Source organism: Micromonospora sp. DT41, from assembly GCF_049841715.1.
Lineage (GTDB): Bacteria > Actinomycetota > Actinomycetes > Mycobacteriales > Micromonosporaceae > Micromonospora > Micromonospora profundi.
Genome location: NZ_JBNCKU010000025.1, coordinates 36648 through 49104, shown reverse-complemented (window position 1 = coordinate 49104; position 12457 = coordinate 36648). Strand labels below are relative to the sequence as shown.

At 66.8% G+C, this 12457-nt stretch carries 11 protein-coding genes, 1 tRNA gene and 1 pseudogene; 4 read left to right on the top strand and 9 right to left on the bottom strand.

Features of this window, described 5'->3' with window-relative positions; genetic code table 11:
- The first annotated feature begins 147 nt into the window (after positions 1–147).
- Entirely contained in the window at positions 148–774 is a 627-nt protein-coding gene (locus ACLQ23_RS29635) for a transposase (protein ID WP_425881421.1), read from the top strand.
- Between the two features lie 73 nt (positions 775–847).
- Here ACLQ23_RS29635 and ACLQ23_RS29630 read toward each other — a convergent pair whose 3' ends face one another.
- The 9 genes and pseudogenes from ACLQ23_RS29630 to ACLQ23_RS29590 all read right to left on the bottom strand — a co-directional run bounded on the left by ACLQ23_RS29630 (position 848) and on the right by ACLQ23_RS29590 (position 8937).
- Positions 848–1594 (bottom strand): hypothetical protein, encoded by a 747-nt coding sequence (locus ACLQ23_RS29630; protein WP_425881401.1) that lies wholly within the window; start codon positions 1592–1594, stop codon positions 848–850.
- Positions 1591–2117 (bottom strand): annotated as a pseudogene (locus ACLQ23_RS29625) (SigE family RNA polymerase sigma factor). Before ACLQ23_RS29625 ends, ACLQ23_RS29630 begins: the two are co-directional and overlap by 4 nt.
- Before the next feature lie 122 nt (positions 2118–2239).
- On the bottom strand, positions 2240–2668 hold the full coding sequence (locus ACLQ23_RS29620; protein ID WP_425881400.1) for a hypothetical protein: 429 nt from the start codon (positions 2666–2668) through the stop codon (positions 2240–2242).
- A gap of 913 nt (positions 2669–3581) precedes the next feature.
- Entirely contained in the window at positions 3582–4076 is a 495-nt protein-coding gene (locus ACLQ23_RS29615; protein ID WP_425881399.1) for a hypothetical protein, read from the bottom strand.
- Positions 4077–4089: 13 nt separating this feature from the next.
- Positions 4090–4791, bottom strand: a complete 702-nt coding sequence (locus ACLQ23_RS29610) for a hypothetical protein (protein ID WP_425881398.1) — start codon at positions 4789–4791, stop codon at positions 4090–4092.
- A 413-nt stretch (positions 4792–5204) separates the two neighbouring features.
- The gene (gene selB / locus ACLQ23_RS29605) at positions 5205–6986 is read right to left on the bottom strand and encodes a selenocysteine-specific translation elongation factor (protein WP_425881397.1); all 1782 of its coding nucleotides are present in this window, start codon (positions 6984–6986) and stop codon (positions 5205–5207) included.
- Positions 6977–8272, bottom strand: coding sequence for an L-seryl-tRNA(Sec) selenium transferase (gene selA, locus ACLQ23_RS29600; RefSeq protein WP_425881396.1), 1296 nt, complete (start codon positions 8270–8272; stop codon positions 6977–6979). Before selA ends, selB begins: the two co-directional genes overlap by 10 nt.
- Positions 8269–8814: an AIR synthase-related protein gene (locus ACLQ23_RS29595; protein ID WP_425881395.1), complete on the bottom strand. Its 546-nt coding sequence runs from the start codon at positions 8812–8814 to the stop codon at positions 8269–8271. The genes selA and ACLQ23_RS29595 overlap by 4 nt, the downstream gene beginning before the upstream one ends.
- 27 nt (positions 8815–8841) lie before the next feature.
- A tRNA-Sec gene (locus ACLQ23_RS29590) sits at positions 8842–8937 on the bottom strand.
- A 259-nt stretch (positions 8938–9196) separates the two neighbouring features.
- On the opposite strand from ACLQ23_RS29590, the gene ACLQ23_RS29585 reads away from it, so the two are divergent.
- From ACLQ23_RS29585 to ACLQ23_RS29575, 3 genes are read left to right on the top strand one after another with little or no spacing between them, the layout of a single operon-like run.
- Positions 9197–10396, top strand: coding sequence for an acyl-CoA dehydrogenase family protein (locus ACLQ23_RS29585; RefSeq protein ID WP_425881394.1), 1200 nt, complete (start codon positions 9197–9199; stop codon positions 10394–10396).
- The gene (locus ACLQ23_RS29580; protein ID WP_425881393.1) at positions 10393–11247 is read left to right on the top strand and encodes a phosphate/phosphite/phosphonate ABC transporter substrate-binding protein; all 855 of its coding nucleotides are present in this window, start codon (positions 10393–10395) and stop codon (positions 11245–11247) included. The genes ACLQ23_RS29585 and ACLQ23_RS29580 overlap by 4 nt, the downstream gene beginning before the upstream one ends.
- A complete protein-coding gene (locus tag ACLQ23_RS29575) occupies positions 11244–12413 on the top strand; it encodes a ferritin-like domain-containing protein (RefSeq protein ID WP_425881392.1) in 1170 nt (389 codons plus the stop codon). The genes ACLQ23_RS29580 and ACLQ23_RS29575 overlap by 4 nt, the downstream gene beginning before the upstream one ends.
- Positions 12414–12457 lie beyond the last annotated feature (44 nt).

The following is a 12457-nucleotide window of genomic DNA, read 5'->3' as shown; positions in this document are numbered from 1 at the left end:
CCAGGACGGCGTACATGTTGCAGCTGGCGGATCTGTCTCGGAAGTCCCGCCGTCGGCGTGCTGGAGACACACAGCACTGAGAGCGCGTTCTATGGTCGGACAGCGGGTCCGGTCGATTGGTGAAGCTCGGGCCGTAGACATGCATGGATCGAGTGGCAGTACCCTTCTGACCTGACCGACGCCGAGTGGGAGATCATTGAGGCGATGCTGCCTTCGCCGCAATGGATGGGCAGACCGGAGAAGAATTTCGCCGGGGTCGTCGACGCCATCCCGTACGTGGTGCGCACCGGCCGCACGTGGCGGTACCTGCCCGTCGACTTTGCAGCGGTTTTAGGTCACCGACACCCTCGGGCTCTTGGTCACCGTCTGGGTCCTGACCGCCTCGTGGCAAGACCCAGACGGCGCAAGGGCCTCGCCACCTACCCGGCGACCACCATCCGGCACGCCTTCGCCGACTCCGGCTTCGCCGGCCGCCTCGTTGACTGGGCCCGCGACCCCCTCGCACCACCAATGAAGATCGTCCGTAAACCGGCCGACCAGCAAGGCTTCGTTGTGCACCCGCGCCGCTGGTCGTCGCACGGACCCTGGCCTGGCTTACCGACCACCGCCCCCTGGCCCGCGAGACTACGAAGCCCACCGAAAACTTCAGAAGCCATGATCCGATGTGACGCCCTCGGCGGCATGCTCCGTCGCCTTACCCCGAGGCGCACCCGCCACCGGCCACCGGCCACCAGCCACCAGCCACCAGCCACCAGCCACCGAACCCAGACCTGAACACACCCGACTACCGCAGAAGTGCAAGGTCCTGCGATGCTGTTCCATCTGGGCACATCCAGGCGGTCCCACTTCAGTTGGTGACGACAGCGCCAGGCGGCAGAGGCAACTGATAGGTCCTCGTATCCGGTAGCTGTACCCGGACCTTGATCTGCCAGGGCTCCGCCGTTTGGACCATGACGACCGTGCCGTGGGGGTCGCCTGGCGTGGCGAACGTTCGGCCTTCCGCCGTGGTTACCTCGATCTGGCGGCCGGCCGGAACGGCCACAAGGACATAGGTTCCGCGCCCCGGAAGGTGGCGGACCACCACCACCCCCAAGCCTCCGGATCGCTCGGTGCCACAGACGGCGTCCTCGGCAACGCAGGCGAAGTCGTAGGAGATGTAATCCGACTTACGGTTAAAGGCCCCAGAATTGGTGGCTACCCACAGTTCGGCCGACTTGCCGCCGGCTGCCGCCTCCTCCGGTCGCGCGGACCGCTTCACCAGCACCAGGTCTTCATCCCCCGCCCGCCCGGCAGCCAGAACCTGTTGCGCAGTCACCACCGATCCGCTGTCCCGGCTCAGCCGCCGCACGGTCTCATCAATGTCCTGTCCAGCCGGCGCGACTGGACTCGCGGTGGGCGCGCTCAGACCGAGATCAGTTTCAGCGACCACCAGCCCTCCGGCGGCCACCGCGAATAGAGACAGCCCCACCACCGCTCCTTGCCTCCGCCGACGTCGTGCCCGGCTGCCCCTGACGACCCGAGCCGCCAAGTCGCCGGGCACCTTGTGCGCCTCGACGGCACGGTCCATGAGTGACCGCAAGTCAGAGTCGTTCATGGCGCTACCCCTCCACTAGTTCCGGCGGACACGACACGGGTGTGGACAACATTCCCCGCAGCCGGTCAAGGCCTCGCGACGACTGACTCTTGACTGCTCCGATTGAGCAGCCGAGCGCCTCTGCTGTCTCCTTCTCAGACCAGCCCGCCCAGTGCCGCATAACCACAACTGCACGCATGCGGGGTGGCAGCGAGCGAAGCGCCCGCAGTAGGAGGGCGCGGTCGTCTGCACGCGCCATCTCGTCCCCCGCTGCAGCCTTGTCCGGCACCTCTGCAACGCGCCGACGGACCCAGGGCGATCGCCACCGGCTGACAACACGGTTGGCGATCGCGCGGCGTACGTAACGTTCGGGATCGCCGTCGCGCAGCCGACCCCACCGCGGATAGGTCTGCTCCAAGACCGTCTGCAGGACATCTTCGGCGTCCGTCGGATCGCCACACATCAAGATGGCGAACCTGAGGAGACGTTGGCCACTGCCGTGCACGAAGTCCTCGAAGTCCTGGATGCTCAAAGGTGGCTCCATGTCCTGATAACGCTGCAGCTACAGCAAAGGTTGAGTCACTCGAGCGGCTCGGCCGATTCGCCGAGCCGCTCGGTGGCGTGCCGGTCATCGCCACAGAAGAAATCTCTGGGGCGATGACCGGCTCACGCGACGAGTGCTGACACCATGATCCCGACGCAGAACGCTGCTCCGACCCAGCAGAGCAGGTAAATCCGCTTCTTCCGAGCGGAGAAGGCGGTCGCCCAGGAAGAGGCGCTGCCCGACGCCACTGACGACCAGACCATGATCACCCGACCGAACCCGAAGCTCACACCCAGCAGAGGTGCGAGCCACCACGGGGCCGCCAGTACGGCGACTCCGACGAGGACGTATGGCAGGTGAGTTGGTACGTAGGTGCGCATACCAGAGCCCATCTCGAAGCCAAACTGCAGCGCACCCGCACCATCCGCTCGAACCAGGATGTCACTTGGAACCTGCCGACCGTTCTGAGGTAGCCGAAACGGCACAATCTTGGCGTCGCAGGCGATACAGAGCAATGTCAGCGCGGCGAGCAACAGCAGCCGTGCCGTCAACGGAAGTACCGTCTGCGCCAGCGCCGCAGGGAGTAGGGCCAACATACCGGTCCCCGTAGCGCCCAACATCAAACCATAGTTGAAATATCGAACGTTCTTTGTTCCTCGCCAGACCGACGAGGTCAGCAAAGCTGCTGAGTTGTGGCTTCAAATGGAGCCCGACGTGGAAAAGCCAGCGACGACTCCGACCGAACAGGCCGCCAGAATCGCCCCAATAATGGGCTGTAGCCCAGCGCCGACAATCGCGACGAGGCTACAGCCGACGACGACAGCCCACGTCGCCTCGAACGGTCTACTTAGGCGACCGGCCGCAGAGGCTGATGTACTTCCACCGCGCGGCATCACAAATCAGCCACCCGACCGTTTGCACGAGGTGGTGTACCACCAGTAGTCGCCTGTCGCGGTTTCCACGTCCTTGAACTTTCCGTCCCAGCACGAGACGCGGCCGCTCCCGCCATCCCAATACCACCCCGCGTAGCCCCCACAAGCGGGATCCCAGTAGTGGTATCGTCGCGTCGAGCCGTCAATGTTCCTGGTATCGGTCCGGTGATACCCGTCCGAGGCACACCAGGACGACCCGATGTACTGCCTTCCCCAACATGGAATGTCACCACCAGGGGTATCGTAGGCCATGCAATGCTGTGGATGACGCGATGTCCGAGTGGCCGCGTAGGCGGGAATGCGATCACCTACCCAGCCGAGCATTGTCACGGCTAATGCTCCACCGCCGACGAGCGCCATCCGCAGAAAGCCGCGTCGCTCGTACGTGCTGGGCTGACGCGCGGTTGCGGAAACTTCGGAGTCAGGGCGGTTCGAGGCAAACTGACGAGATGATCCTGATTCGGGCAGGATCACAACTTCCGGAACTCGATCAAGTAGGCCGGGCATATTCCTCTCCTTTGCTCGTTGCTGGCTAGCTGGACACCGCACTACTGCTATTCATGATCTCGTAGCACCTCTTACGCAGAGCCACGGCCGATCCGACCGGTTCAGCGGAGAGTAATTCACCATTCGAATCAATGATGAGAAGGGCTGGCTGGTATGCGAGCAGGAACGGCGAGGTCAGCTCACCAGCGGTCTTCAGCTCAGTTCCTTCGGGTACAAGCCATTCCGTCGAGCCGTCGAGGCTGATCGTCACTGGCCGGTGCCCCACGCCTTTGAGGTCTTGCGCCACGCCGCGCCATTCCTCGAAGGCCTCGGCGCAGGTGGGGCAGGTTTTCGTGACAGCGAGAGCGACCGTGCTGAGCGATCGCTCCGGCGCAGCTAGCTCGGGATATAGCGTCCGGTTCGGGTGTGTCCCGCGAGACTGCAGCTCACGGATCTGGACGACGAGGCCGCCGTAACCTAGGGCGAGGAGCGCGATCGCTAGCCAAGCCGTAACGACTGCGGCTGACAAAACAGTGAACATCTAGCCCCTAACCTCAGTTCGACCACTGAATGTCGAGGGAGTCGAGCAGGTCTTCCAACGCTGCTTCGGTTACCCGCTCGTCACGGCTCCTGTCGTCGGGAATCAGCGCAACCGCGGAGTTATTTACATGCACGAACGTCTCACCGCGCTGAGCCCCGTTCACATCAAGCGACTTCTTCCACACATGTCCGGTGCCGACTCGCAGGCCGTTCCCGTCCGGCACCAAGGCGCCGGCTTCCGTCAGTGGATAGAAGGTGACCGGGCCAGCACCCGAAATGTCCGTCGTTCCGGCCATGTTCCACAGCACGACACCGCTTCCAGCCAACGGGCGGAGGACGAGCCCGGCAGGCGCGTCAGCGATGTCGATCAGGTCGAGAAGGGCGACCACCGCCGTCATGTCCGGCCCACTGTTAGCGCCCCCGAACATCAGGTCGTGGTGGGGCCCCTTCCAACCGATAAACCAGCCGTCGCGTTCAGCATTTACGGCGCGCAGAAGGGTGGACGATTTGTACGTGATCCGGTCGACAACTTGAAGTTTCTGACTCTCCAGGTTCTTGTCGACATAGCCAGGGCGTCCGATAGTGACACCGACCGAAACTGTCTTGCTTGTCAAGCGCATCTGCCAAAACCAGTCGTCCCGCAGTCCGTTTACCCTGCAGGCAAATGAAACTCGACGCCCATCTGGCGCCACAGTTTTGTAGGTCTTTACCGTCATGAGATCCCTCTCTTTACTGGACGACATGCGACTCGCGCCACGTGCACCTGTGGGTAGAAATTCCCCGAGCGCCAAGCTGATGGTCAGTCTGGTCAATCCACCCATAACTCCGATGGAATTGCGGGTTGACCGCTCAGAGGGGACGTCCGATTTCGCGCCGACAGCGCTGGATGTTCGCGACCAGCGGAGAGGAATCCGACCTGGGCGACCTTCCTCGACCCACAATACTGGGCAGGTCGCGCAACAATCGGCTTCGCATCAAGTAATCCCCCGTGTAAGAGCGCTCAGATCATCACTCCACGATGGATCTTATATTAGTGGCCCCCAATGTCAACCTCGTAGTCCGGCGGCCCGAGTGTGTACTCATGTCCAAGTTGGACATGTTGTGCCACTATTGGGACCATGAACCCCGATTATGTCGGTTGTCGATGGACCATTCGGTGTGTGGTACCCGTGCGTCGGGTGGCGCCCTGATTGTCGAGGTACTCCAGCAGCGGCACGGCGACGCGGCGGCTGGTGCCCCAGGCGACGCGGGCCTGGCTGACGGTGAACGGCTGCTCGATACCCTCGAGTCGGCGCACCGCCTCGGCCGGCGCGTCGGGCAGCAGGTAGACGTCGTCGGCGACACGACAGAGCAGGCCCGCCCTGACCGCGGCGCCCAGGTGCTGCCGCGACAACCGGTGTCGTACGAGTTCGTCGGCGCTGGGTGCAGCGAACGGGTCCTTACGAAGCCGCGCGCAAATCTCGTCGAGTACACGGCTCACTGGTTCGGGGAAGCAGATTCTGGTCTCCCTGCGATGCACGCCGCCACTGCCGAGGACGAGCCCCGCCTCGGTGGCGAGCACTCCGATCAGCCGGAGATCGGTGACGCCGGCCCTGCGTGCCGCCATCTGCGGCGCGAGACCGGTTGACAGCGGATTCGCCGACATCCACTCGTCGACCGCTGCGCTCAACGTGGACACCCAGGTCTTCCAGAGGGTCGGGTCGACCAGCCACTCGCCCGCGACGACGACGTCTGCCGGTGCCGGGGCCTGCTGGGCCAGGACGCCTGCGGTTACAAGAGCTTCGCGCCGGACAGCCCCGCGGCGGGTGATCTCGGCAACCACATCGGGCCGATCCGTCATGCGCGACAGTTGCGTGGCCCGACGTCTAGCGTCGCCTCGCGCGGGGAGTTGCGGGGGCATGGTGTCGAGGACGACGATGCCGGCAACGATGTGGTGGGCACCTGGGTCGCGCAGTAGGCCCCGCTCACCCATGTGTAGGGGCAGCCCGGTGGCCAATGTGAGGCGGGCGGCGTCCGGTCCGAGCATTCTCAGGCGTACGGGCACTGCCGCCGACCCGACGTGCAGGACGAGGTGAGACGGCGGCCTGTCGACGTGCCGCACCAGTCGTACGTCCATTGTTGTGACCTGGGCGAACGCGCCCGGCTGGACCAGCGCGTGCCCGCGGCGGATGTCGTCGGCGCCTAGGCCGCGCAGGTTGACCGCCAGCCGGGATACAGCCTCGGCCCGTTGGACCTTGGTCTTGAGGCTCTGCAGGCCGCGGACCTGTACAGTCCTGCCCGCGGGTTCGAGGACGAGGTTGTCGCCAACCGCAATGGTTCCCGACCCGAGCGTTCCGGTGACCACGGTGCCGCTACCCCGTATCGTGAAGGATCGATCGATCCACAGTCTCGCCGGACCCGGTTGGGGCGCCGGAAGTGCCCGCGTGAGTTCACGCAGAGCGGCGCGCAGAGCATCGAGGCCGTGGCCGGAGGCCGCTGACACCGCGACCGCGGGCATCCCGGCCAGACCGGTATTCCGCAGCCGTTCGCGTGCCTGAGCAATCGCCGGGCTGGGGTCGGCGAGGTCGCAGCGGGTGACCGCAAGGACGCCGTGGCGCACGTTGAGGGCCTGCAGCGCCGCCAGATGCTCCGTCGACTGCCGCCGCCAGCCCTCGTCGGCGGCGACGACGAACAGGACGGCGGTGACCGGCCCGACGCCAGCCAGCATGTTCGACACGAACCGCTGGTGGCCAGGCACGTCGACGAACGCTGTCATGTGCTCGTCATCCAGGGTGGTCCAGGCGAACCCGAGGTCGATGGTCATGCCGCGACGGACTTCCTCGGCCCAGCGGTCAGGTTCCATGCCAGTCAAAGCCCGCACCAACATCGACTTGCCGTGGTCGACGTGGCCAGCCGTGGCGATCACGAACACGCGCGCTCCACAGCCTCGGCCACCGCGTCGTCCTCGGCCAGCGGGACGCAGCGCAGGTCCAGAAGAAAGTGGCCATCGTGGACCCGGCCAACCACGCACGGGATACCGTGGCGCAGCGGCTCGGCGAGTCCTGACGGGAGTCGGACGGCCCAGCCTGGCAGCCGCAGGCCCGGCGCCGAGCCGCCGCCAACGACACCGTCGCTGGGCGTCACCGTCGCCGCGATGCCGCTGCCAACCAGCCGAGCGGCCAGCTTGCTGGCGCGTTCCCGTAATTGCCCCTCGTCGGCGTTCAGGGCTGAGGTGGTGGGGGTAACAGGCCGGCGAAGGGTCGCCTCCAGCGCGGCGAGGGTGAGTTTGTCGACGCGCAGCGCTCGGGCGAGAGGATGGCGGCGCAGCGTCTCGATCACTTCGTGGCCGCCGAGCAGGAGCCCCGCCTGCGGGCCGCCGAGCAGTTTGTCGCCGCTCGCGGTCACGACCGTCGCGCCTTCGCGCAGCCAGGTCGCAGCGTCCGGCTCGTCGGGCAGAAGCGGTTCCGGCCGCAGCAGCCCCGACCCGATGTCGGCAACCACCGGAACCGGTAGCCCGGCCAGCTCGGCTACGCCGACTGCCGAGGTGAAGCCTTCGATCCGGAAGTTGGAGGGGTGGACCTTGAGGATGAATCCGGTCCGCGGGCCGACGGCCTCGGCATAGTCGCGCAGGTGCGTCCGGTTGGTGGCACCGACCTCGCGCAACCGGGCACCGGTACTGGCAAGCAACTCGTGCAACCGGAAACCGTCACCGATCTCCACCATCTCGGACCGGGCAACGACGATCTCCTGGCGCGCTGCGAGCGCGGTGGCAGCCAGCACGATCGCGGCCGCCCCGTTGTTGACCACATGTACGTCTCCGGCGTCAGGCACTGCGGCCCGAAGGGCATCGAGGGCGCTACGGCCGCGGCGGGCACGGGCGCCGGTGGTCACGTCGTACTCGATGTCGACGTACCCTGCGGCCGCGGTGACCGCCTCGACGGCCGCGGCCGACAGCGGCGCGCGGCCGAGGTTGGTATGTAGCACCACGCCGGTCGCGTTGATGACCCGGCGCAGCAGCGCGGGCGGCGGCGACAGTGCGGCGAGCGCGGCCGGCAGCACTTCGGCAGGCTTAAGCCGGCCGTCCCGGGCCCGCTGCTGGGCCTCCCGGACAGCCTCCTTCACAACGCCGGCGCCGAACAACCGGTGTGCCTCCGACAGACGTGGATCGGCGAGAAGAGTGTCGGTACGGGGAATGTGCCGGCGCGGGTCGCCGGTCACCCGGCGACCAGGGTGTGATTGCCATCGGCGGGAACCAGCTCGCCGATCACCTTGGCGCCGGGGATCTTCCCCGCATCCAGCAGGCCACCCGAGGTCTGCGCCTCGGCGAGCAGCAGCCGCTCCAGGTCGATGACATCCGCGCCCCAACGCGTGTGCGGCCGCACCCAGTCGAGGTCGCAGCAGCTGCCTCCGCTGACGGACCCGTCCCGGGCAGCCTCCCGGGCGCCGTCCGGGCACGGCGTCGCGGCCGCGTCGACGACCGCTGTCACCCCACTGGCGCGGGCAAGCTTATGTAAGTGCCCGAGCAGGCCGAAGTCGGTCACGTCGGTCGCCCAGATAACCCCGACGGTAAGGTCGGAGGGAGAGGCGTCCCGGTTCAGGGTGGTCATCGTAGCGACCGCGGCCGGAAAGACGTAGCCGGTCACGTCGTCGCCGATTTCCAGACCGACGAGCAGTTCGTGAGCCGGCGCGGTGAGCAGACTGAAGACACCGGCCAGCGCGGCGTACCAGGTCGGACGCAATGAGTCTTCTACCGAATCCATCGACGTACCGCCCCCGTAGACGTCTTTTGGCGGAGGCGGACAGGAATCGAACCCGCCGGCCAGGCTGAGCCAGGCCCACCCGCTTTGAAGGCGGGGGAGACCACCAGGAACTCAAACGCCTCCATGCGCGGATAGACTCTAGCCCGAGTACCGTCGGGCTCGTGCTCCGAGTGTGACGGTCAAGCTGACGTAGCTGTATTACAGCCGTTCGCCACCGCTGGGACACCGGGCTTGGTCCAGCGGCAGTAGCGAAGACGCCTTCAACTTTGCCTGCGATGTCCACATGAGACCTATCAAGTTCGATGCCACCACACACTAGGACCATGCCGTCAGACCCCGAGTGACTTACGATGCAAGCCCTCGACTTCCGATGTGGACCCACATGGTCCGGCCGCGTTATCGTCCATCGCGATCAATCGGATTCGGGATTCTGTACGGGGGAAGCATGCTGGAGCATCGGGCCGCGTTGCAGGCGGTATTGGACGTAGATGTCCGCCCGCATGCGGCGGACATCGATCGATCAGGGCGATACCCTCGCTCCGCGATTGCTGCTCTCGGCGACGCTGGTTTGCTGGGCCTGACGAGTGCTCGCGAGGTGGGCGGCGCCGGTCTGGGGCTGGACGCGGCCGCTGAGGTAGTTGAGGCCCTCGCCGGGGTGTGTGGATCTACCGCGATGGTGACATTGATGCACTACGCGGCGACCGCCGCTATTGAGCTGAGCGGGCCGGAGGACGTCCGTCGGTCGATCGCTGCCGGCCGGCACGTTACTACGCTCGCCTTCTCCGAACAGGGCTCACGCAGCCACTTCTGGGCGCCGCAGTCGACCGCAACCAGTAGCGGCGACAAGGTGCGCCTCGACGCTCGCAAGAGCTGGGTGACGTCCGCTGGCGAAGCCGACAGCTACGTCTGGTCGAGCCTGCCACTGGCCGGGGACGGGATGACCCTGTGGCTGGTCCCGTCGGCAACGGCAGGGCTGGAGGTGGCCGGGCCGTTCGATGGTGTCGGCCTCCGGGGTAACGCTTCCCGCCCGATCACCGCGACCGACGCGGTGGTACCCGCCGACGCGCTGCTCGGCACAGACGGCGCTGGCCTCGACATCGCACTGGGAGTGGTGCTGCCGGTGTTCACCGTGCTCAGCGCCGCGTTCTCGCTTGGCGTGTCGGAACGCCTGGCCACGCTGGCAGCCGAACACCTCAACCGAGCCCGCCTCGACCACCTGGGGCAGTCCCTGGCCGAGCAGCCGATCCCTCGGGCCGCGTTCGCTCGGATTCGGACGAGCGTGGACACCACCCGGGCGTTCCTGTCTGCCACTCTGGCCGCCATGAACGCCGGAGACCCCGCCGCCCAGTTGCGGGTTTTGCAGGTCAAGGCGGTCGCCGGGGAGACAGCCGTGTCGGTCGCCGACGAGGTGATGCGCCTGGCCGGTGGTTCGGCGTTCCGCAAGGAGTTGGGCATCGAACGGCATTTCCGGGATGCTTTGGCTGCCAGGGTGATGGCGCCGACCACCGAGGCGCTATACGACTTCACCGGCCGGGCGGTCCTCGGTCTGCCGCTGTTCGATGCTCCGGCGGTGCCGGCATGACCGCCTTCACGATGGGCGCGGTTGCCTACGATCCGAAGGTCGTGACCATCTGGGACGGCTTCCGGGTCTGGCTCACCGCCGCCGGGCTGCCGTTCGACTACGTCCTCTACTCCCATTACGAGCGGCAGGTCGAGGACCTGATCGACGGGCGCATCGACGCGGCCTGGAATTCCCCCCTCGCTTGGGTTCGTGCCCGCCGGCTCGCCGGTACGCGGGGCCTGCCAATCCGAGCGCTGGTCATGCGGGACACGGACCGCAACCTTGCCACTGCGGTCGTGGTCCGCGTCGACAGCGACATCGCCTCGCTCGACGACCTGCGGGGACGGACGGTCGCGACCGGGGCAGTCGACTCACCCCAGGCGACGCTGCTGCCGCTGGAGCACCTTCGCCGTTACGGCTTGCAGCCCGGCACGGACTTCACAGTCCGCCGTTTCGACGTTGGGGTCGGCTTGCATGGCGACCACGTCGGCGGGGAACGTGACGCCGCTCGGGCACTGATCGCCCGCGAGGTCGACGCCGCCTGCGTGCTCGACGGCAACCACCTGCTCTTCACCAAGGAGGGGGTTCTGCCCTCCGGGAGCACCCGGCTGCTCACCACCACTGATCTCTACGACCACTGCAACATGACGGTCACCGGTACCGCCGACCCGTCCCTGGTGGCGCGGTTTGAGGAGCTGCTGCTGTCGATGTCGTACGCCGACCCGGCCATGCGCCCGCTGCTGGACCTGGAGGGACTTACCTCCTGGGAGCCTGGCCGTACGGACGGATACAACCTACTGGAATCGGCGGTCACCGCATCCGGCTTCTACGACGGGACGGGAAGGGTAACCGCCGACGAGTACCAGCCGTGAATTTGGACCTGGCCGGCCTGGCCTTCGACACCGGCGGCCGCCTGCTGGTACAGAAGACTCTGGCCGGCTTGCCGCCGGGAAGCACGATCACGGTCACCGGCCGCGACCCTTTCCTGACCCTGCACCTGCGGGCCTGGTGCCGGACGGCCGGCCACAGCGCGACCACCGACGACGGCCGGGTCCAGGTCGTCAAGGGCCGCCAAGACGCCGACCGCTGGGCGCGCGCCGAACGGGCCGGCGAACCCGGCACGGTAACCCGCCGCCCGCCCGGGCACTGGGGGCTGGCCGCCCGCGGCGCGCTACTCGAAGCAGGCGGGCCTGAGCCGGCCTACGACCTGGCCGACCGGGACGTCGTCTGGGCCGACCTGGCACCCCGGCTCTACGCTCACGCGGCCGCCGCGCAGTGGGACCCGGCGACCGCAGTCCCCTGGGACTCGCCTTTCACCCTGCCGGCGGACATCGAGGCTGCGGTCGTGCAGATCATGACCTACCTGGTCGAGAACGAGCAGGCCGCCCTGGTGATCCCGGCTCGGCTTCTGACCCGCATCCACCCGCACTTCCGTGAGGTGGTCGGGCTACTCGCGGTTCAGGCCGCCGACGAGGCCCGGCACGTCGACGTCTTCACCCGCCGGGCACTGCACACCGGTGGTCGGATAGGCACCTCCTCGGCCGGCGGACGGGCATCCCTGGCTTCCCTGCTGACCGAGCCGGACTTCACCCTGGCCTCCTTCCTGCTGTCGGTACTCGGCGAGGGCACCTTTGTGTACCTGCTCACCTTCCTCGATCGATACGCCCCCGACCCTGTCACCCAGACGGTCACCCGACTGGCCCGCGCCGACGAGGCCCGGCACGTGGCGTTCGGGGTGGCGCACCTCGAACACCAGTCGGCATCAGACCCGACGATGCTCGGCCGGCTGCGCGGCGCCATCGAACGGCGCCACGACGTGCTCATCGACACCGCCGGCCTCAATCAGGACGTGTTCGACGCCCTGCTACTGCTCGCAGCAGGCGATTGGACCCCGGAGGCACTCACCCGCGGCCATCTCGCCGTGCAGCAGTTGCAAGCCGACATGGATACCGGACGTAGACGCCACCTGTCCCGGCTCGGCTTCCCCGACGACGAAGCCGCCGAACTGTCCGCGCTGCACACCCGCAACTTCATGTGAGGCTCATACTGCAATGGGGTCGAGGTTCGGTCGACAGAGCTTCA

Bases quoted from the DNA above. Each gene is read 5' to 3' on its own strand.
- ACLQ23_RS29630 (WP_425881401.1), bottom strand. From the start codon at position 1,594: ATGAACGACTCTGACTTGCGGTCACTCATGGACCGTGCCGTCGAGGCG.
- ACLQ23_RS29615 (WP_425881399.1), bottom strand. From the start codon at position 4,076: ATGTTCACTGTTTTGTCAGCCGCAGTCGTTACGGCTTGGCTAGCGATC.
- ACLQ23_RS29610 (WP_425881398.1), bottom strand. From the start codon at position 4,791: ATGACGGTAAAGACCTACAAAACTGTGGCGCCAGATGGGCGTCGAGTT.
- ACLQ23_RS29595 (WP_425881395.1), bottom strand. From the start codon at position 8,814: ATGGATTCGGTAGAAGACTCATTGCGTCCGACCTGGTACGCCGCGCTG.
- ACLQ23_RS29585 (WP_425881394.1), top strand. From the start codon at position 9,197: ATGGTCCGGCCGCGTTATCGTCCATCGCGATCAATCGGATTCGGGATT.
- ACLQ23_RS29580 (WP_425881393.1), top strand. From the start codon at position 10,393: ATGACCGCCTTCACGATGGGCGCGGTTGCCTACGATCCGAAGGTCGTG.